Source organism: Pseudoxanthomonas suwonensis 11-1 (genome assembly GCF_000185965.1).
In the GTDB taxonomy this organism is placed as follows: domain Bacteria; phylum Pseudomonadota; class Gammaproteobacteria; order Xanthomonadales; family Xanthomonadaceae; genus Pseudoxanthomonas; species Pseudoxanthomonas suwonensis_A.
Genome location: NC_014924.1, coordinates 1,578,376 through 1,600,734, shown reverse-complemented (window position 1 = coordinate 1,600,734; position 22,359 = coordinate 1,578,376). Strand labels below are relative to the sequence as shown.

General features: G+C 69.9%; 24 protein-coding genes and 1 pseudogene. 5 read left to right on the top strand and 20 right to left on the bottom strand.

From position 1 onward, the window contains the following. Positions 1 to 94: 94 nt before the first annotated feature. Entirely contained in the window at positions 95 to 706 is a 612-nt protein-coding gene (locus tag PSESU_RS07330) for a superoxide dismutase (protein ID WP_013535127.1), read from the bottom strand. A gap of 206 nt (positions 707 to 912) precedes the next feature. Here PSESU_RS07330 and PSESU_RS07325 point away from each other — a divergent pair, with 206 nt between their 5' ends. Beyond that, positions 913 to 1,383, top strand: coding sequence for a ribonuclease domain-containing protein (locus tag PSESU_RS07325; RefSeq protein WP_013535126.1), 471 nt, complete (start codon positions 913 to 915; stop codon positions 1,381 to 1,383). Further along, on the top strand, positions 1,380 to 1,820 hold the full coding sequence (locus PSESU_RS07320) for a barstar family protein (RefSeq protein ID WP_013535125.1): 441 nt from the start codon (positions 1,380 to 1,382) through the stop codon (positions 1,818 to 1,820). The genes PSESU_RS07325 and PSESU_RS07320 overlap by 4 nt, the downstream gene beginning before the upstream one ends. Here PSESU_RS07320 and PSESU_RS07315 read toward each other — a convergent pair. Together PSESU_RS07315 and PSESU_RS07310 are read right to left on the bottom strand one after the other, a co-directional pair. Further along, on the bottom strand, positions 1,802 to 2,344 hold the full coding sequence (locus PSESU_RS07315) for an SRPBCC family protein (protein ID WP_013535124.1): 543 nt from the start codon (positions 2,342 to 2,344) through the stop codon (positions 1,802 to 1,804). The genes PSESU_RS07320 and PSESU_RS07315 overlap by 19 nt on opposite strands. Before the next feature lie 53 nt (positions 2,345 to 2,397). After that, on the bottom strand, positions 2,398 to 4,284 hold the full coding sequence (locus PSESU_RS07310; RefSeq protein WP_013535123.1) for an ATP-binding cassette domain-containing protein: 1,887 nt from the start codon (positions 4,282 to 4,284) through the stop codon (positions 2,398 to 2,400). A gap of 77 nt (positions 4,285 to 4,361) precedes the next feature. Here PSESU_RS07310 and dbpA point away from each other — a divergent pair, with 77 nt between their 5' ends. After that, on the top strand, positions 4,362 to 5,738 hold the full coding sequence (gene dbpA / locus PSESU_RS07305; protein WP_013535122.1) for an ATP-dependent RNA helicase DbpA: 1,377 nt from the start codon (positions 4,362 to 4,364) through the stop codon (positions 5,736 to 5,738). Between the two features lie 146 nt (positions 5,739 to 5,884). On the opposite strand, the gene PSESU_RS07300 is transcribed toward dbpA, so the two are convergent. The 7 genes from PSESU_RS07300 to ppsR all read right to left on the bottom strand — a co-directional run bounded on the left by PSESU_RS07300 (position 5,885) and on the right by ppsR (position 11,761). Continuing rightward, positions 5,885 to 6,433, bottom strand: coding sequence for an adenine phosphoribosyltransferase (locus PSESU_RS07300; protein ID WP_013535121.1), 549 nt, complete (start codon positions 6,431 to 6,433; stop codon positions 5,885 to 5,887). Between the two features lie 46 nt (positions 6,434 to 6,479). Further along, entirely contained in the window at positions 6,480 to 8,033 is a 1,554-nt protein-coding gene (locus tag PSESU_RS07295; RefSeq protein WP_013535120.1) for a protein adenylyltransferase SelO, read from the bottom strand. 54 nt (positions 8,034 to 8,087) lie between these two features. Beyond that, the gene (locus tag PSESU_RS07290) at positions 8,088 to 8,771 is read right to left on the bottom strand and encodes a glutathione S-transferase (RefSeq protein ID WP_013535119.1); all 684 of its coding nucleotides are present in this window, start codon (positions 8,769 to 8,771) and stop codon (positions 8,088 to 8,090) included. 140 nt (positions 8,772 to 8,911) lie between these two features. Further along, the gene (locus tag PSESU_RS07285) at positions 8,912 to 9,121 is read right to left on the bottom strand and encodes a cold-shock protein (RefSeq protein WP_013535118.1); all 210 of its coding nucleotides are present in this window, start codon (positions 9,119 to 9,121) and stop codon (positions 8,912 to 8,914) included. Between the two features lie 209 nt (positions 9,122 to 9,330). After that, positions 9,331 to 10,353 (bottom strand): LLM class flavin-dependent oxidoreductase, encoded by a 1,023-nt coding sequence (locus PSESU_RS07280; RefSeq protein WP_013535117.1) that lies wholly within the window; start codon positions 10,351 to 10,353, stop codon positions 9,331 to 9,333. Between the two features lie 2 nt (positions 10,354 to 10,355). Next, positions 10,356 to 10,862 (bottom strand): DUF1249 domain-containing protein, encoded by a 507-nt coding sequence (locus PSESU_RS07275; protein ID WP_013535116.1) that lies wholly within the window; start codon positions 10,860 to 10,862, stop codon positions 10,356 to 10,358. Between the two features lie 77 nt (positions 10,863 to 10,939). Further along, the gene (gene ppsR / locus PSESU_RS07270; protein WP_013535115.1) at positions 10,940 to 11,761 is read right to left on the bottom strand and encodes a posphoenolpyruvate synthetase regulatory kinase/phosphorylase PpsR; all 822 of its coding nucleotides are present in this window, start codon (positions 11,759 to 11,761) and stop codon (positions 10,940 to 10,942) included. A gap of 140 nt (positions 11,762 to 11,901) precedes the next feature. On the opposite strand from ppsR, the gene ppsA reads away from it, so the two are divergent. Beyond that, on the top strand, positions 11,902 to 14,274 hold the full coding sequence (gene ppsA / locus PSESU_RS07265) for a phosphoenolpyruvate synthase (protein ID WP_013535114.1): 2,373 nt from the start codon (positions 11,902 to 11,904) through the stop codon (positions 14,272 to 14,274). A gap of 340 nt (positions 14,275 to 14,614) precedes the next feature. Here the strand turns inward: ppsA and orn are convergent, their stop codons facing one another. After that, a complete protein-coding gene (orn, locus tag PSESU_RS07260; protein WP_013535113.1) occupies positions 14,615 to 15,184 on the bottom strand; it encodes an oligoribonuclease in 570 nt (189 codons plus the stop codon). An 86-nt stretch (positions 15,185 to 15,270) separates the two neighbouring features. Between orn and PSESU_RS07255 the strand changes: the two genes are divergently transcribed. Beyond that, positions 15,271 to 15,735 (top strand): DUF2721 domain-containing protein, encoded by a 465-nt coding sequence (locus tag PSESU_RS07255; RefSeq protein ID WP_013535112.1) that lies wholly within the window; start codon positions 15,271 to 15,273, stop codon positions 15,733 to 15,735. 16 nt (positions 15,736 to 15,751) lie between these two features. On the opposite strand, the gene tadA is transcribed toward PSESU_RS07255, so the two are convergent. From tadA to PSESU_RS07215, 9 genes and pseudogenes are all read right to left on the bottom strand, one after another. Continuing rightward, positions 15,752 to 16,243: a tRNA adenosine(34) deaminase TadA gene (gene tadA, locus PSESU_RS16475; RefSeq protein WP_041764631.1), complete on the bottom strand. Its 492-nt coding sequence runs from the start codon at positions 16,241 to 16,243 to the stop codon at positions 15,752 to 15,754. A gap of 93 nt (positions 16,244 to 16,336) precedes the next feature. Further along, positions 16,337 to 16,651: pseudogene (locus PSESU_RS16470) on the bottom strand (GNAT family N-acetyltransferase); the annotation flags it as partial. Positions 16,652 to 16,896: 245 nt separating this feature from the next. Next, positions 16,897 to 17,304 (bottom strand): AprI/Inh family metalloprotease inhibitor, encoded by a 408-nt coding sequence (locus PSESU_RS07245; RefSeq protein WP_233275264.1) that lies wholly within the window; start codon positions 17,302 to 17,304, stop codon positions 16,897 to 16,899. A gap of 206 nt (positions 17,305 to 17,510) precedes the next feature. Continuing rightward, positions 17,511 to 18,188: a type 1 glutamine amidotransferase domain-containing protein gene (locus PSESU_RS07240; RefSeq protein ID WP_013535109.1), complete on the bottom strand. Its 678-nt coding sequence runs from the start codon at positions 18,186 to 18,188 to the stop codon at positions 17,511 to 17,513. A 33-nt stretch (positions 18,189 to 18,221) separates the two neighbouring features. Beyond that, positions 18,222 to 19,208 (bottom strand): aldo/keto reductase, encoded by a 987-nt coding sequence (locus tag PSESU_RS07235; protein ID WP_013535108.1) that lies wholly within the window; start codon positions 19,206 to 19,208, stop codon positions 18,222 to 18,224. A gap of 348 nt (positions 19,209 to 19,556) precedes the next feature. Then, on the bottom strand, positions 19,557 to 19,898 hold the full coding sequence (locus PSESU_RS07230; protein WP_013535107.1) for a zinc ribbon domain-containing protein YjdM: 342 nt from the start codon (positions 19,896 to 19,898) through the stop codon (positions 19,557 to 19,559). A gap of 43 nt (positions 19,899 to 19,941) precedes the next feature. Then, a complete protein-coding gene (locus PSESU_RS07225) occupies positions 19,942 to 20,733 on the bottom strand; it encodes a lipocalin family protein (RefSeq protein WP_233275263.1) in 792 nt (263 codons plus the stop codon). Positions 20,734 to 20,881: 148 nt separating this feature from the next. After that, positions 20,882 to 21,055 (bottom strand): DUF1328 domain-containing protein, encoded by a 174-nt coding sequence (locus PSESU_RS15880; RefSeq protein WP_013535105.1) that lies wholly within the window; start codon positions 21,053 to 21,055, stop codon positions 20,882 to 20,884. 98 nt (positions 21,056 to 21,153) lie between these two features. Beyond that, the gene (locus PSESU_RS07215; RefSeq protein ID WP_013535104.1) at positions 21,154 to 22,317 is read right to left on the bottom strand and encodes an NAD-dependent epimerase/dehydratase family protein; all 1,164 of its coding nucleotides are present in this window, start codon (positions 22,315 to 22,317) and stop codon (positions 21,154 to 21,156) included. Between the last annotated feature and the right edge of the window lie 42 nt (positions 22,318 to 22,359).

Sequence of the window (22,359 nt, the reverse complement as noted above, 5' to 3'; positions counted from 1 at the left end):
AAAGCCAGATGCAGCCCACCCTGCAACTGCCGCAAAACGAAAACGCCCCGGCATTGCCGGGGCGCTTGCGTGGGATCGAAGGAAGCCCGGAGGCTTACTTGACCGCCTCCTGGTAACGACGCTCGACCTCGTCCCAGTTGACCACGTTGAAGAACGCGCCGATGTATTCCGGACGGCGGTTCTGGTACTTCAGGTAGTACGCGTGCTCCCACACGTCCAGGCCCAGGATCGGCGTATTGCCGTCCATCAGCGGGCTGTCCTGGTTGGCCGAGGACTCGACCACGACCTTCTTGTCCGGGGTGACGCTCAGCCAGGCCCAGCCGCTGCCGAAGCGGGTCAGCGCGGCCTTGGTGAAGGCTTCCTTGAACTTCTCGAAACCGCCCAGGTCCTGCTCGATGGCCTTGGCGATGTCGCCCTTCGGGGCGCCGCCGGCGTTCGGGGCCATCACCGTCCAGAACAGGCTGTGGTTGGCATGGCCACCGCCGTTGTTGCGCACCACGCCCTGCAGGTTCTCCGGCAGCGACTTGGTCTTCTTCACCAGCTCCTCGACCGGCAGGTCGGCGTACTCGGTGCCTTCCAGCGCGGCGTTGACGTTGTTGATGTACGTCTGGTGGTGCTTGGTGTGGTGGATCTTCATCGTCTCCGTATCGATGTGCGGTTCCAGCGCATCGTAGGCATACGGCAGCTCGGGGAGGGTGTAAGCCATGGTGGTCTCCTTGATGGCGTGCCCGGAACATCCGGGCGGCCTGCACAGTGTAGGGACGCCGGCCCGGGCAACCAAGGTCCAAGGCCGGCAATGCGGCGTTCCGCCGGGGGAAACGGCGGCGTTCGTGCCGCAATCGTGAAGCCCGTGCTAACGGCGCGTGCAAGCGGGGCGGAAATCCGGCTTTGCCGCGTCGCATACTGCGACGCATGTCGAAACGCCAACGCTCCCCGCTCTCGCGCAGCCTGCCGCTGCTGGTCGCCGCCCTGCTGCTGGTCGGCCTGGCCTGGCTGCAACGCCCTGGTCCATCGGCCACCGCCGCCACTGGCGCCCCGGCCACGCAGACGGAAGCTTCGTCGGCGCCCGGCACCGGCCGGCAGGCAGCCGCATTGCCTTCCTTCCTACCTGCCGAGGCGGGTCCGGTGGTCGAGCGCATCCTCCAGGGCGGACCATTTCCGCATCGCCAGGACGGCAGCGTGTTCGCCAACCGCGAGGGCCGGCTGCCGCAGCGCCCGCGTGGCCACTACCACGAGTACACGGTACCCACGCCGGGGCTTTCGCACCGCGGTGCGCGGCGGATCGTGACCGGGGGCGATCCGCCGGTGGAGTGGTACTACACCGCCGACCACTACGAAAGCTTCCGCGCCTTCCAGGCGCCTGCACGCGGGGTGCGCCAATGAGCCAGTCCGGATTCGACATCGGCCTGGACGACGCCACCCGGGCCGGGGTGTACAAGGTGGAGGCGGCCGACCTGCCGGCGCTGGCCGCGGCCGCGCGCGATGCAGGCCTGCTGCTGCGCCGGGTCGACCTCGAGGGCTGCCGCGACAAGGCCTCGCTGCTGTTGCGGATCGGCACCACGCTGGACTTCCCCGCCGGCTGGGGCCGCAACTGGGATGGCCTGCTCGACGCGCTGCGCGACCTGTCGTGGCTGCCGGCGCCGGGCTACGTGCTGGCGATCGACGGCGTCTCCAGCCTGCAGGCGGCGCGTTCGAAGGACCTGGAAACCCTGGTCGCGGTCCTGGCCGACGCGGCGCAGTGGTGGGCGGAGGACGGCGTGCCGTTCTGGGCGTTCCTGGCCCTGGACAGCACGCCGCGGGCTCAGGGGCGCGCGAGGTAGTCCGCCAGCCCGTCCAGCTGCTGGGCCATCACCCTGTCGACCACCGGGGCGAACTTCGAGAGGTCGTCGGGCGTGTAGCCCCCGGCGCGGTAATGGAGGGTGATGCGGGTGCCCTCGCCCTCGGCGGCAAGCCGCCACTCGAGCGCGCCGTGCAGGCCCATGCCCTGCAGCGGGCCCAGGCCACCGGTCATGCGCAGGGTCGAGCCGGGATCGACGAACACCACCTGCATGTGCGCGGCACCGCGCCCATCCTTGCCGGTCTCGCAGAAGCACCCGCCGGGGCGTGGATCGATCGACAGCACCGAATCCCGGCCCCACCAGCTGTGGTCCTTCGGCCACCAGCGGTCCACGTCTTCGACCAGCGCCTGCCAGGCGCGTGCCGGCGGCACGGCCACGCTGCGGCTGTTCTCGATGGTGAAACCTGCAGGCGACGCATCCCGCACCTCGGCCACGGCCGGCGCGAGTGCCAGCATCGCCAGCCAGGCCAGGCGCCGCACGCGCATGGAGAACCGATCCGTTGCCATTGCCTGCCCCTCCACGGGCAAGGGAACCATCGCGCACGATGGCGCGGACGGCTTCAGCCGTCCAGCTCTGCCCAGCGCGCGTAGGCGGCGTCCAGCTCGGCCTGGGCCTCGGACATGCGCTTGCCGTGCGCGGCCACCGCGCCCGGCTCCTGCTGGTAGAACGCCGGATCGGACATGGCCGCGGCCAGCTCCGCCAGCTCGGCCTCGAGCGCGTCGATCCTCCCCGGCAGCTGCTCCAGTTCACGCGCATCCTTGTAGCTGAGCTTGCGCTTGCCGGCCGGCGCCGCGGCGGCGGGCGCGGCGGGTGCCGCCGGCTGGGCTGCGGGCTTGTCCGCTGCCACGGCCCTGGGTGCGACGGGGGCCGGACGCTGGCGCAGCCAATCGCTGTAGCCGCCGATGTACTCGCCCACCCTGCCTTCGCCCTCCATCACCAGGGTCGAGGTCACCACGTTGTCGAGGAAGTCGCGGTCGTGGCTGACCAGCAGCAGGGTGCCGGGATAGTCGGCCAGCAGTTCCTCCAGCAGCTCCAGGGTTTCCACGTCCAGGTCGTTGGTCGGTTCGTCCATCACCAGCAGGTTGGACGGCTGCGCGAACAGCCGCGCCAGCAGCAGCCGGTTGCGCTCGCCGCCGGACAGGCGGGTGATCGGCGCGCGGGCACGCTCGGGCGAGAACAGGAAGTCCTGCAGGTAGGCCAGCACGTGCTTGCGCGAGCCATTGACCTCGACGAAGTCGCGGCCACCGGCCACGTTCTCCATCGCGTTCCAGTCCTCGCGCAGGGTGGCGCGGTACTGGTCGAAATAGGCCACCTGCAGGTTGGTGCCGAGCTTGACCTCGCCGGACTGCGGCTGCAGTTCGCCCAGCAGTAGCTTGAGCAGGGTGGTCTTGCCGCTGCCGTTCGGGCCGACCAGGCCGATGCGGTCGCCGCGCAGCACGGTGGTGGTGAAGTCGCGCACCATCACCTGCGTGCCATGGGCGAAGCACAGGTCCTTGGCCTCGATCACCTTCTTGCCGGAGGACTCGCCCTGGGCGGCCTCCATGCGCACGTTGCCGGACAGGTCGCGGCGCTGGGCGCGTTCCACGCGCATGGCCTTGAGCCGGCGCACGCGGCCCTCGTCGCGGGTGCGGCGGGCCTTGATGCCCTGGCGGATCCAGGCTTCCTCCTGCGCCAGCAGCTTGTCGAAGCGCGCGTTCTCCTGCGCCTCGGCATTGAGCCGTTCCTCGCGGCGGCGCTCGTAGTTGGCCCAGTCGCCCGGCCAGCTGGTGACCTGGCCGCGGTCGATCTCGACGATGCGGGTGGCCAGCGCGCGCAGGAAGCGGCGGTCGTGGGTGACGAACACCACGCAGCCGCCCCACTCCTTGAGGAAGCCTTCCAGCCAGTCGATGGCCTCGATGTCCAGGTGGTTGGTCGGCTCGTCCAGCAGCAGCACGTCGGGTGCCGAGACCAGCGAGCGCGCCAGCAGCACGCGGCGCTTCATGCCGCCGGACAGGCGCGCGAACACCGCATCGCCATCCAGTTCCAGCCGGCTGAGCACCTCGGCCACGCGCTGGTCCAGGGCCCAGCCGTCGGCGGCATCGATCCTGGCCTGCACCCTCTCCAGCGCCTTCGCATCGAAATGTTCGGCATGGCTGATCTGGTGGAACTGCGCCAGCCAGGTGCCCAGTTCGCCCAGCCCGCCGGCGACCACCTCGAACACGCTGCCCTCGGTTCCACCGGGTACCTCCTGCTCCAGCCGCGCCACGCGCACGCCGGACTGGACCCGCACCTGGCCGTCGTCCGGCTGCAGTTCGCCGGCGATGAGCTTGAGCAGGGTGGATTTGCCGGCGCCGTTGCGGCCGATCAGGGCGATGCGTTCGCCCGGTTCGATCGACAGGTCGGCGTGTTCCAGCAACAACGGGCCGCCGACGCTGTAGTCGACGTTCTGCAGGGTGATCAAGGGCATCCGCGCATTGTACGCGGGGCGGCGCCGGGCCCGGGCCTGGACCGGGCGACGGCGGCCCACACCTGCGACAATGGCGCATGACCGATTTCGTCTCGCTGCCGCTTTCCCCCGCCCTGCTTCCCGGCCTGGATGCACTGGGCTATACCGCCGCCACCCCGATCCAGGCGCAGTCCCTGCCGCCGATCCTCGACGGCCGCGACCTGCTGGCGCAGGCCCCCACCGGCAGCGGCAAGACCGCCGCCTTTGGCCTGGGCCTGCTGCAGCGGCTGGATCCGGCCGAGTCGCGCTGCCAGGCGCTGGTGCTGTGCCCGACCCGCGAACTGGCCGACCAGGTCGGCCGCCAGCTGCGCCGCCTGGCCACCGGCATCCCCAACCTCAAGCTGAGCGTGCTCACCGGCGGCATGGCACTGGAGCCGCAGATCGCCTCGCTTGAGGCGCACGACCCGCAGGTCGTGGTCGGCACCCCTGGCCGCGTGCAGGAGCTGGCCCGCAAGCGCGTGCTGCACCTGGGCGTGGTCCGCACCCTGGTGCTGGACGAGGCCGACCGCATGCTGGACATGGGCTTCGAGGAGCCGGTGCGCGAGATCGCCAACCGCTGCCACGGCCAGCGCCAGACCCTGCTGTTTTCGGCCACCTTCCCCGATTCGATCCGCGAGCTGGCGCGCCAGCTGCTGCGCGATCCGGTCGAGGTCTCGGTGGAAGGCGGCGAATCGGCGCCGGACATCGAGCAGCGCTTCTTCGATGTGGATGCGCAGTTCCGGCAGAAGGCCGTGGCCGGCCTGCTGCTGCGCTATCGCCCCGAGTCGGCGGTGGTGTTCTGCAATACCCGCAAGGACGTGGACGAGGTTGCCGGTTCGCTGCGCCAGTTCGGCTTCTCCGCCCTGGCCCTGCACGGCGACATGGAGCAGCGCGACCGCGACGAGGTGCTGCTGCAGCTGGCCAACCGCAGCTGCAACGTGCTGGTCGCCAGCGACGTGGCCGCGCGCGGCCTGGACGTCGAGGACCTGGCCGCGGTGGTGAACTACGAGCTGCCCACCGACGTGGATGCCTACCGCCACCGCATCGGCCGCACCGGTCGTGCCGGCCGCCGTGGCCTGGCCCTGAGCCTGGTCGCCGGCCGCGAGAACGCGCGAGCCGAGATGATCGCCGCCGCCCAGGACAGCCCGCCGCCGCGCGAGAACGCGCCGCTGGCGACCGGCCGCCCCGCGCAGCCGGCGCAGGCACCGATGACCACCCTGCGCATCGACGGCGGCAAGACCGACAAGCTGCGCCCCGGCGACATCCTCGGCGCCTTGACCGGCGAAGCCGGGCTGCCGGGCCCGGCGATCGGCAAGATCGTGATTGGCGCCACCCGCTCCTACGTCGCGATCGCCAATGCCCAGGTGGGTCGTGCCCTGCAGCGGCTGGAAGCCGGCAAGATCAAGGGCCGGCGCTTCCGGGTGCGCAAGCTCTGACGCCGCAGCCGTAGGCGGACAGGGCCGAAGACCGCATCCCGGGCCCTGCCACGCCGTTCAGGGCGTGGCATTGCACCGGCGCGTGCGCTCCGCATACCAGCCCACGCGCTCCCGCGAATCCCCAATCCCCAATCCCCAATCCCGAATCACCGCCTCAACAGCGCCACCAGCGGCGCATCGGCCTTCCACAGGGCGCGGCCGCCCAGGGCTTCCAGCTCCAGCAGCACCACGCCGCCCACGAGCCGGGCCTGCTGCCGGACCAGCAGCCGCGCTGCCGCCGCCAGGGTGCCACCGGTGGCGAGCACGTCGTCGACCAGCAGCACCCGGGTGCCCGGAGCCACCGCGCCGGCCTGGATCTGCAGGCGATCGCTGCCGTATTCCAGGGAATAGCTTTCCTCGACTACCGGGCCCGGCAGCTTGCCCGGCTTGCGCAGCGGCACGAAGCCCGCGCCCAGCAGCGGCGCCAGCGCGGCGCCGAGGATGAAACCGCGGGCCTCGGCCCCCGCGACCACGTCGATCCCGATGCCACGCCACGGTGCGGCCAGGTCCTCGAGCATGGCGGCGAAGCCCTCCCCGTCGGCCAGCAGCGGGCAGATGTCGCGGAACATGATGCCCGGCGACGGGAAATCGGGGACATCGCGCAGCAGCGAGGCCCAGGCCGGCTGGGCGGCGGCTCCGGCGGCGGTTGCGGTCATGGGGTCTCCGGGTGGTCGCGTTGTGGAAGACGCGAACGTTAGCGCGTCAGGAGCTGCAGGACAGCATCGAGCAGCCGGCCCGGTCGCGAGCCCACCCGGGGCGAAGGCCGGCGTAATGATCGCGCCCGGGCTGGTCCTCGTACGGCCGCCGCATCACCTCGAGCAGGTTCGACAGTGGCGCGAGGTTGCCGGCCTCGGCCTGGTCGATGGCTTCCTGCGCCAGCCAGTTGCGCGGCACGTAGCGCGGATTGGCCAGGCGCATGCGTTCGCGGCGCTGCTCCGCGGTCAGCGGGTCGTCGGCCAGGCGCGCGGCATAGCGCGCCAGCCAGTCACTTAGCGCCGCAGTGGCGGAGGCGAACGCATCGGCGTCGTAGGACACGGCCGCGAACCCGCCGGCATCGTCGGCGGCCGGGTCACCCTCGCCCAGCCTGCGGAAGAAGGCGGTCAGGTCGAACTGCCCGGCCTGCAGCACCGTGCGCAGGTCCTCGAACAGGGCCACGTCATCGGCCCCTGCCCGCGCCAGGCCCAGCTTGCCGGCGACCATTTCGCGCTCGGCCCGGGCCCAGGCGTCGAGGAAGCGCTGCAGCCCGGCCTCCAGCGGCGCGGCCTCGCCGAACAGCGGTGCCAGCGCCTGCGCCAGCCGGGTCAGGTTCCAGTACGCCACCTGCGGCTGGGTGCCATAGCGGTAGCGCCGACCCTGGGCGTCGGTGGTGTTGGGAGTCCAGCCAGGGTCGTAGTCCTCCAGCCAGCCGTAGGGACCGTAGTCGATGGTCAGGCCGAGGATGGACATGTTGTCGGTGTTCATCACCCCGTGGACGAAGCCCACCCGCATCCAGCCGGCCACCATCTCCGCGGTGCGCTCGCACACCTGCGCGAACCATTCGGCATCGCCGGCGGGACCGAGTCCGTGCAGGTCGGGGAAATGATGGCGCTGGACGTGGTCGGTGAGCTGGCGCAGCAGCGCGGTGTCGCCGCGCGACGCCGGCAGCTGCCAGCTGCCGAAGCGCAGGAAGCTCGGCGCCATCCGGCACACCACGGCACCCGGCTCCGGACGCGGGTGGCCGTCGTAGAACATGTCGCGCACCACCTCCTCGCCGGTGCCGACCAGCGACAGCGCCCGGGTGGTGGGAATGCCCAGGTGGTGCATCGCCTCGCTGCACAGGAACTCGCGGATCGAGGAGCGCAGCACCGCGCGGCCATCGGCGAAGCGCGAGTAGGGCGTGCGCCCCGCCCCCTTGAGCTGCAGCTCCCAGCGCCGGCCGTCCGCCGCGATGGCCTCGCCCAGCGAGATCGCGCGCCCGTCGCCCAGCTGCCCGGCCCAGCTGCCGAACTGGTGGCCGCCGTAGTTGGCCGCCCAGGGCTGCATGCCCTCGAGCAGGGCGTTGCCACCGCACACACGCGCGAAGTCCGGATCGGCCACGTCCTCGGCGCCGAGCCCGACCAGGGCCGCGGCTTCGGGCGACCAAGCCAGCAGGCGCGGATCGGCCACCGGGGTGGGATCCACCCGCGACCAGGCCGCGAATACCTCGCGCACCCGCGGTCCGGCCTCGGGATCGCCGGGCAGGTCGCGCAGGAAGCTGTTGTCGAATTCGATCTGCATGCGCCCAGGATGCACCGGCGCGCGTCGCGGCCGGGTCCATCCATCGGTCCAGGGTCAGCCGGTGGCGACCGAGAACGGGCCGCCCTGCTCCAGCGCACGCTGGTAGGCCGGGCGTGCGTGGATGCGCTCGAGGAAGCCGCGCAGGTTCGGATAGCTGTCCAGGCCGGCGCGCGCGGCGGCGGCCTCGATCGGGAAACTCATCTGGATGTCGGCGGCGGTGAAGCGCTCGCCGGCGAACCAGCCGCCACCGTCCAGCGCCTGCTCCATCCAGTCCAGGTGCAGCCTGACCTGCGGCGAGACGAAGGCCGACAGGGTGCGGTCGACCAGGGCACGGGCGATGGGCCGTGCAAAGAACGGCATCGGCGCATTGCGGATCCGGCGCAGGACCAGGGTCAGCAGCATCGGCGGCATCGCCGAGCCCTCGGCGTAGTGCATCCAGTAGCGGTACAGCAGCCGCTCCTCGGAAAGGGTCGGCTCCTGCGGCGGCGAGAAATCGTGGCCGGTGTCGTAGCGCTCGACCAGGTATTCCAGGATCGCGCCGGACTCGGCCAAGGCCTGGCCCTCGTCGACCAGCACCGGGGCCTTGCCCAGCGGATGCACGGCCCGCAGCGCCTCCGGCGCCAGCAGGGTCCTGGGGTCGCGCTTGTGGAGGACCACGCGGTACGGCAGGGCCAGTTCCTCCAGCAGCCAGAGCACGCGCTGGGAGCGGGAGTTCTCAAGGTGGTGGACGGTCAGCATCGTCGGCTCCTCGGGGGGCGGCACATCCTCGCATGGCCCATGTTCGCCATCCGTTGGGCGGCCCTGAAACGGAAAACGCCGGAGGCTTGCGCCCCCGGCGTTCCTGTCTGCTACCCCGGCCAGGCCGGGGCATCAGTCAATTACAGCGCCTGGACCTGGTCGGCCTGCAGGCCCTTCTGGCCCTGCACCACGATGAAGGAGACCTTCTGGCCTTCCTGCAGCGACTTGAAGCCCGAACCCTGGATCGAGCGGAAGTGCACGAACAGGTCGGCGCCGCTCTCCGGGGTGATGAAGCCAAAGCCCTTGGCGTCGTTGAACCACTTGACGGTACCGGTCTGACGATCGGACATGTTTGCTAACTCCTCAACGGATAAATGAAAACCGGTCACGGGACATCCGTGACGGGTACTGGGTTGCAGGTGTTAGGCAAAGCGGAACGATGTAGCGCGATCGTCGGATCGACTGCATCAGGCCACGATTCACGGTGACCCATGCAAACACAGTGAGCGCACCATACCCGCATTCGCCGGGAATAGCGAGCGCCGCCTGTCGGCGCCGTTCAGGCGTCCGTCCGGGCCGGCTGCAGCCCCCAGGCCCCGGCGGCGATCCGGTAGGAGTCCAGGCGGGCCTGGTGGTCGTGGATGTTGGCCACCACGATCAGCTCATTGGGGCGATGGCGCTGGACGAAGCGGGACAGGCCCTCGGCCACTGTGTCGCGGTCGCCGACCACGCTGCAGGCCAGCGCCCGCTCCACCCCGGCCTTCTCCTCCGGCGTCCAGTAGCCCTCCATGTCGTCCACCGGCGGCGGGATCAGCCCGGCCTTGCCGCGCCGCAGGTTCACGAAGGCCTGCTGCGGGGTAGTGAACAGGCGCCGGGCCTCCACGTCGGTTCCGGCCGCAACCACGTTCACCGCCAGCATCACGTACGGCTCGGGGCACTGTTTCGAGGGACGGAAGTGGCGGTGGTAGACCAGCATGGCCTCCTCCATCGCATCCGGCGCGAAGTGCGAGGCGAACGCGTACGGCAGGCCCAGGGCCGCCGCGAGCTGGGCGCCGAACAGGCTGGAGCCCAGGATCCACACCGGCACGTCCAGGCCCGCGCCGGGCACGGCGCGCACCGCCTGCCCCGGCTGTTCGGGGGCGAAAAAGCCCAGCAGCTCCTGCACGTCCTGGGGGAAGCGGTCGGCGGATTCGAAATAGCGACGCAGGGCCTTGGCGGTGGCATGGTCGGTACCCGGGGCCCGGCCGACGCCGAGGTCGATCCGGCCCGGGTGCAGCGCCGCCAGGGTGCCGAACTGCTCGGCCACCTGCAGCGGCGAGTGGTTGGGGAGCATGATCCCACCCGCCCCCAGCCGGATCCGCGAGGTGTGCGCGGCCACGTGCGCGATCAGCACCGCGGTGGCGGCGCTGGCGATGCCGGGCATGTTGTGGTGTTCGGCCAGCCAGAAGCGGCGGTAGCCCAGCGATTCGGCGTGGCGGGCCAGGCCGACCGTGTTGGCCAGCGCGGTGGACACGTGCGAGCCCTCGCAGACCGGGGCCAGGTCCAGGACCGACAGCGGGATGGAGCGCGGATCGAAGGCCATGCTCAACCCTCCGCCAGCTTCACCGCCGGCGCCTCCGGCCGCGGCGGTGCCGCGGACAGGGTGGCCACGCCATGGCCCTGCTCGGCCAGGTATTCCAGCCACTTGCCGAGGAAGGTGTTCATCCGCAGGCGGTGGCCGACCACTTCCGCCGGCGGCGGATACATGCCGATCGTGTCCTGCCAGCGCCGGCCCACGTAGCAGTGGGTGGTCTCGACCTGGCGGGCGTCGTTGTACAGGCGCAGGTAGGCGGAAGGATCGGGCTCGCCGGTGACCGGATCGCACATGTCGTAGGTCAGGCGCAGCTCCACCGTGTAGGCGTGGCGCTCGAGCACGTCCAGGCGCACGTCCAGCCCGTCGCCGAGCGAGGAGATGTAGCTGCCGCGGGCCAGCCCGGCCGGCGCGAACAGCCGGGTCAGGCGGGCGTGGTTCTCCGCGTACAGGCCCATCAGCCAGCTGAAGCGGCCGATCCTGGGAATGCGCGCGGCGATGGGGAGGGTCTGCTGCTGCATGCGTCCGATGCTACACGGCATCGCGCGCACGCGGCAGCGTTGAAATCAGGCCCTGCCGACCCCATGAATCGGCGGCCTCAGAACATCTCCCGCTGCAGGCCGAAGGTGGCCAGCACCTTGCTGGAGATCTCCTCGATCGAGGTATGCGTGGTGCTCAGCGTCGGGATGCGCTCGCGCGCGAACAGCGCCTCGGCCGCCTGCACCTCGCGGCGGCAGGTTTCCAGCCGCGAATAGTTCGAATCCGGCCGCCGTTCCTGGCGGATCTGCTGCAGCCGCTCCGGGTCGATGGTCAGGCCGAACAGCTTGCGCCGGAACGGCTTCAGCCGCGGCGGCAGCTGGTCGTGGTCGAGGTCGCCATCGGTGAGCGGATAGTTCGCCGCCTTCACTCCGTAGTGCAGGGCCAGGTAGACGCAGGTCGGGGTCTTGCCCGCGCGCGATACACCCACGAGCACGACATCGGCCTCGTTGTAGTCCAGCGCGACGCCATCGTCATGCGCAAGGGCGTAATTCATCGCCTCGATGCGGCGGTGGTAGCTGTCGAAGTCGACGATGCCGTGCGCGCGACCCACCCTCGCCTGCCTGGGCTGGTTGAGCTCGCGCTCCAGCGGTCCGATGAACGGAGCGAACACATCCAGCATCAGCGCGCCGCTTTCGGCGATGACGGTGCTCATCTGCGGATCGACGCAGGAGTTCACCACGATCGGGCGCACGCCATACCGTTCGCCTGCTTCGCGTATGCGCAGGACGGTCTCGCGCGCCTTGTCCATGTCGTCGACGAAGGCGATGCGATCGGTGAGGAACTGGAAGCCGCTGAACTGCGTGAGCAGGCTGTGGCCGATGGTCTCCGCCGTGATACCGGTACCATCCGATACGTAGAAAACAGGGCGTATTGCATTCATGCCTGCGGCGTCTCCAGGATTCGTATTGAGTGACATGATCAACATTGATATGCCCATATTCGCAGCGGCATCATAACGGCCCCACATACCTCGGGACACGGCCATTGCCCGGCCGGGCGTGGCTCCACGGAGCATCGCACTTGAACCAGAACATCCTGTGGTTGCATGAGTTGCGCCTCGCCGACCTGGCACGCGTAGGCGGCAAGAATTCCTCCCTCGGCGAGATGATCGGGCACCTGTCCGGCCTCGGCGTCTCGGTGCCCGGTGGCTTCGCCACCACCGCCGAGGCATTCAAGGATTTCATCGCGCACAACGATCTGCACCAGCGCATCTACGACCGGCTCGCGCAGCTGGACGTGGAGGACGTCAACGCGCTGACCGCCGCTGGCCGCGAGATCCGCCAGTGGGTGATCGACGCCCCGCTGCAGCCAGCGCTGGACGCGGACATCCGCACCGCCTACGCGAGGCTGTGCAGCGAGAATGGCGGCGGCGACATCGCCGTCGCGGTGCGTTCCTCCGCCACCGCCGAGGACCTGCCCGACGCTTCTTTCGCCGGCCAGCAGGAAACCTTCCTCAACGTGACCGGTGCCGACGACGTCGTGCACAAGGTCAAGGAAGTGTTCGCCTCGCTGTACAACGACCGCGCGATCGCCTACCGCGTGCACCACGGCTTCAAGCACGAGGACGTGTTCCTGTCGGCGGGCGTGCAGCTGATGGTGCGTTCGGATGTCGGCGCCTCCGGCGTGCTGTTCACCCTGGACACCGAGTCCGGCTTCCGCGACGTGGTGTTCGTCACCGCCAGCTACGGCCTGGGCGAGATGGTCGTGCAGGGCGCGGTGAACCCGGACGAGTTCTACGTCTACAAGCCCACGCTGAAGCAGGGCAAGCCGGCGATCCTGCGCCGCGCCCTGGGCAGCAAGGCGATCCGCATGGTGTATTCGGACAAGCCCGGCGAGCGCGTGCGCACCGAGGACACGCCTGCGGAACTGCGCAGCCGCTTCTCGCTGTCCGACGAGGACGTGCAGGAGCTGTCCCGCCAGGCACTGACCATCGAGGAACACTACGGCCGCCCGATGGATATCGAGTGGGCCAAGGACGGCGTGACCGGCAAGCTGTTCATCGTGCAGGCACGCCCCGAGACGGTGAAGTCGCGCGGCCACGCCACCCAGATCGAGCGCTTCACCCTGGGCCAGCGCGGCGAAGTGATCGCCGAGGGCCGTGCCATCGGCCAGAAGATCGGCGCCGGTATTGCCCGCGTCGTGCGCTCGCTCGAGGACATGGAGCGCGTGCAGCCCGGCGATGTGCTGGTCGCCGACATGACCGACCCGGACTGGGAGCCGGTGATGAAGCGCGCCAGCGCGATCGTCACCAACCGCGGTGGCCGCACTTGCCACGCGGCGATCATCGCCCGCGAGCTGGGCGTGCCGGCCGTGGTCGGCACCGGCAACGCGCTGGAGCTGATCAAGGACGGCCAGGAAGTCACCGTCAGCTGCGCCGAGGGCGACACCGGCTACATCTACGAAGGCGCCCTGCCCTTCGAGCGCACCACGACCGATCTCGGCAACATGCCGCCGGCGCCGCTGAAGATCATGATGAACGTCGCAAACCCGGAGCGCGCGTTCGACTTCGGCCAGCTGCCCAATGCCGGCATCGGCCTGGCGCGCCTGGAGATGATCATCGCCAGCCACATCGGCGTGCATCCCAAGGCCCTGCTCGATTACGCCAGGCAGGACGCCGAGACGAAGAAGAAGATCGACGCCAAGATCGCCGGCTACGCTGATCCGGTCAGCTTCTACGTCGACCGCCTGGCCGAGGGCATCGCCACCCTCACCGCCTCGGTCGCGCCGAACCCGGTGATCGTGCGCCTGTCGGACTTCAAGTCCAACGAGTACGCCAACCTGATCGGCGGCCACCGCTACGAGCCTGAGGAAGAGAACCCGATGATCGGCTTCCGCGGCGCCAGCCGCTACGTCGATCCGTCCTTCGCCGACGCCTTCGCGCTGGAGTGCAAGGCGGTGCTGCGCGTGCGCAACGAGATGGGCCTGGACAACCTCTGGGTCATGATCCCGTTCGTGCGCACCCTGGAGGAAGGCCGCAAGGTGGTCGAGGTGCTCGCCGCCAACGGCCTGCGCCAGGGCGAGAACGGCCTGAAGATCATCATGATGTGCGAGGTCCCGTCCAATGCGCTGCTGGCGGACGAGTTCCTCGAGATCTTCGACGGTTTCTCCATCGGCTCCAACGACCTGACCCAGCTGTCGCTGGGCCTGGACCGCGATTCGTCGATCGTCGCCCACCTGTTCGACGAACGGAACCCGGCGGTCAAGAAGCTGCTGTCGATGGCGATCAAGGCTGCGCGCGCCAAGGGCAAGTACGTCGGCATCTGCGGCCAGGGTCCCTCGGACCACCCGGACCTGGCCCAGTGGCTGATGGAGGAAGGCATCGAGTCGGTGTCGCTCAACCCCGACACCGTGGTCGATACCTGGCTGCGCCTGGCCAAGAGCCGCGCCGGCTGACCAGGGCGGCCCACACGGGCTGCCTGCGCCGTAACGAAGGCCATGCCGGTACACCGGCATGGCCTTTTCTTGTTCCGGCATCCGCCGTCGATCAAGCGCCCGCAAGCATCCGCATTGCACGGAACGCGGTCGTCGGGGAAGCCGCGTCAGCGTCAGTCATGCACCCGGAACGAAGCGCTCCTGAAAGCGCGCGCAGGGACTACCGGTCCGTCTGGCAGGGCAGCGAGTCCAGCTGGCCAGCGGCGGGTTCGCCAGATGGAATTGCCCGATGGCCCTCGCCCCGTGGCCAGGACAGATGCGGGCGCTCAGTAACGTAGGGCCGGCGACCAGCCCCGTAGCTTCAGCCTCCGGACAGGCCGGAGAACCTGCCGAGGAAGCCGCGGTAATGGCGCAGTTCGGCGATCGAGTCGTGCACGTCGCTCAGCGCGGTGTGCGCGGCCTGCTTGCCGACGCCGGCCAGCGCGTCCGGGCACCAGCGCCGGGCCAGCTCCTTGAGCGTGCTGACATCGAGGTTGCGGTAGTGGAAGTACTGCTCCAGCCGCGGCATCAGCCGGTGCAGGAAACGGCGGTCCTGGCAGATCGAGTTGCCACACATCGGCGAGGCCTTGGCCGGCACCCACTCATTGAGGAAGGCCACGGTGCGTGCCTCGGCCTGGGCCAGGGTCACGTCGCTGTCGAGCACCCGCTGCCACAGGCCGGAGCGGCCGTGCTGGTTGCGGTTCCAGTCGTCCATCGCCTCCAGCACCTGCAACGGATGCGAAATCGCCAGTTCCGGGCCTTCGGCAAGCACGTTGAGCTGGGCATCGGTCACCACCGTGGCGATTTCCAGGATCGAATCACGGTCCGTATCCAGGCCGGTCATCTCAAGGTCGATCCAGATCAGGCGGTCCATTCCCGAGGCGATGGCCATGCGCTGCGCAGCTCCGTTGGCGGGGCCGCGCTTGCGGGCGCGGCGGGGACTGGCATGATACCGCAGTCCCCACGCCCGCCTGGCCCATGCAAGAGTCGAGCACCCACGCGATCCTGGCCGCGATGCTGGCGCCGGCCTTCTTCCTGACCGCAACCGCCTCGCTGCTGCTGTCGGCCAACAACCGCCTGGCCCGGATCATCGACCGCGCGCGCACCCTGCTGCGGGAACTGGTGGACGTGCACGACGAGCGCGAGCGGGCGCTGTACGAGAAGCGCATCGCCCTGCAGCGGCTGCGCAGCCTGCTGATGCTGCGCGCCGGGCAGCTGCTCTACATCGCGATCACCTGCTTCGTCGGCACCAGCCTGGCGGTGGCCGTGGACGCGTTCGCCGGCCACCGCTTCGGCGCGCTGCCGATCTGGCTGGCCTCCGGCGGCGTGCTGTCGATGTTCGCGGCGAGTTTCCTGCTGGCACGCGAGTCCACCCTGGCGGTGACCGCGATCAACGAGGAAATGGACCACCGCCCGATCCGGCCGCAACCGCCGCAGGCCTGAACCGCCGCGCCGCCGCTCAGACCAGCGGCTTGCCGCGCTTGGCGCGGAAATAGTTGGTCAGGCGCCGCCCGGCCTCTTCGCCCAGCACCCCGCCCTGCACCTGCACGCGGTGGTTGTGGCGCGGGTCGCCGATCACGTCGAACACGCTGCCGCAGGCGCCGGTCTTGGGATCGGCCGCGCCGTAGACCACGCGCGCAATGCGGGCATGGACCAGGGCCATGGCGCACATCGCGCATGGTTCCAGGGTCACGTACAGGGTCGCGCCGACGAGGCGGTGGTTGGACAGCGCCTGTCCGGCCTGGCGCATGGCCATGATCTCGGCGTGCGCGCTGGGATCATGGTCGAGGATGTTGCGGTTCCAGCCCTCGCCGATCACCTCGCCCGCGGCGGAGACCACCACCGCGCCGACCGGGATCTCGTCGAACTCCTTTTCGGCGCGTTCGGCCAGGTCCAGCGCGTGGCACATATGGCGCTCGTCGATGGCCCGATCGACCGCGGTGACACGCATCGGCTCGCGTGCATCCAGCAGTTTCCACATGATCCGGGTCGCGCCCAGGCCGCCCAGCGGCTTGTACGCGTACTCGGGGATGTCGCCGGTGGTGTGGTAGCCGAGGCGGCGGTAGAACGACGTCGCGCCCTCGACCAGCGAGGCATCCAGGGTCAGCAGGCGCCGCCCGCGTTCGCGCGCGACCTGCTCGAGCGCCCGCACCAGGATCGCACCCACACCGGCGCCGCGTGCCGCCGGGGCGGTCATCACCTTGGTCAGTTCGGCACGGTGCGGCTGGCTGGGCGCCTGGACCAGGGCCAGCGAACCGGTGGCCAGCAGCTCGCCATCTCGCCAGGCGCAAAGCACCACGCGCCTGCCTTGCCCGGCCTCTTCCAGCGCAGCGGTCCAGAACGCTCGCGCCTGCTCCATCGGCAGCGGATGCATGAAGCCGACCGAACCATTGCTGGCGACGGTCTCCACCAGCAGCGCCGACAGGGCATCGATATCGGCCGCGGTGGCCGGCACGATGCGCAGCTGGGCGGATGCCTGGTTGTCCTCCATGGCCACGGGCGTCGGGCCCGTGGAGGTCTGCTTTGCCACTGCGCGTGTTCCGGGAACAGGAACGCGCATTTTACGCCTGCCGCCGGGCTGGACGGCTGCGGAGCGCCCGCCGCTTACCGGGCCGGGCTGAGCATCAGGCCATAGCGCCGGCCCGCTTCGCGCGGCAGGTAGAACTCGGTGCCACCAGAACGCGGCAGGCGCACGATGGCTTGGCGCGTGGCATCGACGATCACCAGCGAGCGGTCGCGTTCGTCGACGAACCAGGCATGCATGTCTCCGGCCAGGTCGAGCTGCTCCACGCAGGCCTGGTCGACTTCACGCGCATGGCCTCCCAGTACCGGCGTCTCCTTGAGTTCGATCGGGCACACCGTGCCGCCCTCCGTGTCCTCCCACAGCGACCAGGAACCCGCCAGGCCGGCGATGGTTGGATCGGGCTCGTCGGCGATGCCATCGTCCGCGGCCCCATCCACGGGAGCCTGCTGGTCCGCGACCTGGTCGTCCGACGACAGGGCCTCTTCCACCAGTGCAGGCGGGTTGACGGCAGTTGTCTCCGCCCCCTCTCCTGGCGATCGCGAACACGCCACCAGCGACACCAGGACGGCGATAAGGCATGAAGCGAGCGCAGCTCTACGCATTCGGCACCTTGCAGGCCTGTGGGACCCGACGCCAGCGTGCCTCCGGTGCCGGCAGGCTGTCCAGTACGGGCTCGGCGGATACCCCGCCTGGCTCAGCGCAGCAGGGCCAGCAGCGCTTCGGCGGTTGGCGCGGACGAGGCCGGGTTCTGGCCGGTCACCAGCAGGCCGTCGGTCACGACGTAGGGCTGGAAGTCGCCCGCCCTGGAGTACTCGCCGCCGTGGTCGCGGAGCATGGCCTCGACCGAGAACGGAACCACCTCGGCCAGGCCCACCGCGGCCTCCTCGCTGTCGCTGAAGCCGGTGACCTTGCGGCCCTGCACCAGCGGCGCGCCATCAGGGCGGTGGGCATGTCGCAGCGCGGCCGGGTCGTGGCAGACCAGGCCCAGCGGCTTGCCGCTGGCGGCCGCACGTTCGAGCAGGGCCCGCGACTGCCGGTCCTCGGCCAGGTCCCACAACGGACCGTGGCCGCCGGGATAGAAGATCGCGTCGAAATCATCCGTAGACACCTCGGCCAGCCTGCGGGTATCCGCCAGCGCAGCCATCGCCGCGGCGTCATCCTTGAAGCGGCGGGTGTCGTCGGTCCGGGATTCCGGCGCGTCGCTGCGCGGGTCCAGCGGAGCCGCACCGCCGCGCGGCGTGGCCAGCACCACCTCGGCGCCGGCGTCGCGGAAGCGCCAGTACGGCGCGGCCAGTTCCTCCAGCCAGAAGCCGGTCTTCTCGCCGGTATCGCCGAGGCGGTCGTGCGAGGTCAGTACCACGAGGATCCTCATGTCCCTGCTCGTTCCCGGAAGATGCCGCCGCGCTTACCAGCGCTGGTGCACGTACGGCTTGATGTCCTGCTCGTAGATGCGCGCGACCTCGCCCATGGCCTCGTCGGACAGCGCCGGCAGGTCGGCGGCGGCGATATTGGCCAGGGCCTGCTGCGGGTTCTTCGCGCCGGGGATGACCACGCTCACCGCCTCGTGCATCAGGATCCAGCGCAGCGCGAGCTGCGCCAGGGTCGCGCCTTCCGGCACCAGCGGACGCAGCTTCTCCACCGCTGCCAGGCCGACCTCGTAGGGCACGCCGGAGAAGGTCTCGCCGACGTCGAAGGCCTCGCCGTTGCGGTTGAAGTTGCGGTGGTCGCTTTCCTCGAAGCGGGTATCCGGGCGGAACTTGCCGCTGAGCATGCCGCTGGCCAGCGGTACGCGCGCGATCACCGCCACGCCGCGGCGCTGGGCCTCGGCGAAGAACAGCTGCGCCGGGCGCAGGCGGAACATGTTGAAGATGATCTGCACGCTGGCGACGTTCGGGTACTCGATCGCCTTGAGGGCTTCCTCGACGCGCTCGACGCTCACGCCGTAGCGCGCGATCGCGCCGCGCTCGACCAGCCGCTCCAGGTGTTCGAACAGCTCCGGGTGGTAGTAGGCGTCGGTCGGGGGGCAATGCAGCTGCAGCAGGTCGAGGGTCTCGACCTCCAGGTTGCGGCGGCTGCGGTCGATCCACTCCTGCAGGTTCTGCGCGGTGTAGCCGGCCACCTCCTGCCTGGGCAGGCGACGCCCGGCCTTGGTCGCCACGAACGGGCGCTTGCCGCCACGCTCCTTGAGCACGCGCGCGATCAGGCGCTCGGAATGGCCGTCGCCGTAGACGTCGGCGGTGTCGATGAAATCCAGGCCGGCATCCAGCGCCGCGTGCAGCGCGGCGACCGACTCGCCGTCGTCGACCGTGCCCCAGGCCGCGCCGATGGCCCAGGCGCCGAAGCCGATCTCGCCGACTGTGTGGCCGGTACGGCCGAAAGCTCTGGAACGCATGCATGGACTCCTGGAACGGGCCGGGCTGGCAGGCAGCGTGGCCGGGAAAAGGACCGCGGCGCGGTGGCGCCGGACGAACATCGAATCATAGCGGCCACATGCGAATGGGCACGCAGGAGACGGCCTGGTACGGGCGCTCGCCTACGCCGCGATCCGGGAGATGCGCCGGCGCCCGGCGCTCTCCCTACCCCGCTCCAGATCGAAGAGGAACGGTGCTCCGGCCCCACCCAACACCGGAGCGCGTCGCTTGTCCGGACTAGGCTCCGCGCCAATCACGAATCACGAATCACCAATCACGAATCACCAATCACGAATCACCAATCACCAATCACCAATCACCAATCACCCTCAGGCCTTGCGCAGGAACTGGGTCTTGAGCACCAGCCCCTTGATCTTCTCGGAGTTGCCTTCGATGTGCTCCGGATCGCCTTCGACCAGGCGGATGTTGCGGATCACCGTGCCCTGCTTGAGCGGGATCGAAGAGCCCTTGACCTTTAGGTCCTTGATCACGACGACCGTGTCGCCGGCGGCCAGCACGTTGCCGTTGCTGTCGCGCACCGCGGCGTCTGCGTCGGCCTCGGCGCCCTCCTCCGCGGTCCACTCATGGCCGCAGTCCGGGCAGATCCACAGCGCGCCGTCGGCGTAGGTGTTGTCCAGCCCGCACTGGGGGCAGGAAGGAATGGCGGCCATTGCATCCTCTTGGGCAGGAAAGAACGGCCGCCATTGTATCGGGCTAGCGCGGCTCCACCGGAGCCGGCAGGTCCGCGGGACGCGCGCAACCAGCGACCGCGGCCTGCCCATCCACCGACAGCGAGGCCTGCAGCGGGAACCACGCGCCCGACATGCTGTCCTGGCAGGGATCGGCCGCGACCCGCAGCACGAGCTCGCCCTGCGCATCGCGTGCGACGATGCGCTGCACGCCAGGCACCAGGGAATCCTCGCGCACGACCAGCGGCAGTCGCCGCGGCGTTTCCAGCGCGGGACCCGACAGTTGCACCACCGCACCCTCGACCTTCGCCTGCCAGAACGGCTCGTTGGTCGAGGCCACGAGGGTGGAGGGAATCCGCCGCGCCTCGCCGCCATGCGCACCCGGCTCGAACACCAGTTCATCCACCGGATATCCCATGGCCTGCGCACGTTCGACCAGGCTGGCCAGCAGGGTGCGGTCCATGTGCGGCTGGCGCGCGAGGACCCAGAGATGGTCCTGGTCCGGAGCCCCGACCAGCGCCCACTGGTAGGACGGGTCCACCGCCAGCACCCAGCGCCGGCTCCAGCCCATCGGTATCCATGCACGCCAGCGCGGTGCGGAGCGCACCTGCAGCGAGCCCGGTGCACCAGGCACGGAGACGGCGTCGGCGGTTTCCTCCAGCAGTTTGCCGTCGCTGTCGACGCAGGAGCGTCGCAGCTCGAAGCCCTCTTCAACGCGCGCCAGGGAGACCCGGCTATCGCGCACGCACTTGCGCTGCAAATCCACCGGCAGCCAGGCCACGTGGTGCCATTGGCCGGCGAACCGCCCCAGGTCCATGACCGGCAACGGAAGATGGTTTGCCTGGGCACGCTCGCGCGCGCCCACCGAGAGGGGAACCAGGAGCAGAAAAAGCCAGGCGGCCCGGGCAACAATCGCGGTCGTCGTCATGTCGCCGCCGACATTAGCACCAGCCAAGCGCGACCGCTCAGGTGATCTTCTTGAAGACGGTAACACCGAGGACGAACAGCACCACGGCGATCAGCAGGGCGACGATGAACAGGAACTTGGCGATACCCATCGACACGCCGGCCACGCCGGTCAGTCCGAGGGCGCCGGCGACAAGCCCGATGACGAGGAAGATGATGGCCCACTTGATCATTGCCCTGCTCCAGTCCGTTGTGTTGGGCGGCGACCTTACGCAGGGCGGCGTGGCACGGCCGTGAACAGGCCGCGCCGCGCGCAAGTGGGCCTGCCGGCTCAGCCAGCCCCGCCGCGGGCGTGCCAGGCGCGCAGCAGTTCGGCCTCGCGGGCGCGGTCGATACCGGCGCGCAGGGCGGACTGGCGCTCGGCGGGCAGCGAGCCGAACCAGGCCAGCAGGTCGGCGACCGTGGTGGCCAGGGGACGGAAGCTCAGGCCGGCCGCCAATGCGCGCGCATTGCTGACCTGGCCGTAGCCGGCATACGGCCCGCGGTTGCGCGGCACCCAGATCGGCAGGTCCACCTTCTGCGCCTCGAGGAAGGCCGGGTCCACGTGGGTCAGGGTGAGCGCGGTCGAGGTCACCGCCTGGCATCCATGCAGCAGCGCGTCCATGGTCAGCGGGTATGCCGGCCCGACCGCATTGAAGGTGCCGGTTGTGCCCTGTTCGGCCAGGCGAATCATCCACTCGCCGAGGTCACGGCCGTCGATCACCTGGATCGGGTCCAGGCCGTCGCCCGGCACAAGGATCTCGCCGCCCTGTGCCACCCGGTGCGGCCAGTAGGTGAAGCGGTCGGTCTCGTCGCGCGGGCCGACGATGTAGCCGGGGCGGACGATGGTGGTGCGCTCGCCGAACTGGCGACGCGCCTCGACCTCGCTCAGCGCCTTGAGCGGGCCGTACAGGTTCTCCATGTCCGCGATCAGGGTCTGGCGGGTCTCGGCCATGGCGTCGCGGCCGCGGTAAGGGGCCAGCGGGGCGTCCTCGTCGATCCCGGCCCGGCTGCCGTCGGCGTAGACCGAGATGGTCGAGATGAAGAGGTAGTGGCCGACATTACCGCGCAGCACCCTGCCGGCGTCGCGGACCCACGATGGCAGGCTGGTCGGGTTGTCGATGCACACGTCCCAGCGGCGTCCGCGCAAGGCCTCCAGGTCGCCGGTCTCGCGGTCGCCATGCAGCTGCTCGACCTCGCCCGGCCATTCCGGCGACGGCCGCCTGCCGCGGTTGAACAGGGTCACCCGATGCCCGCGGGCCAACGCATAGGCGACCTGGAACGGGCCGGTGAAGCCGGTGCCGCCAAGGATCAGGATGTCCAGCGGCCGCTTTGCCCGCTCCACCGGCACCGCGGATGGCTTCTGCGCCCCTGCGGGACTGGCGAAGCCCGGCAGGGCGGTTGCGGCGGCGGCAAGCGCGCCAAGCCTGAACAGGTCGCGGCGGGTGGTGTCCATGGGCTCTCCGGCAGCTATGGAAAGCGCATGGATACCACCGTC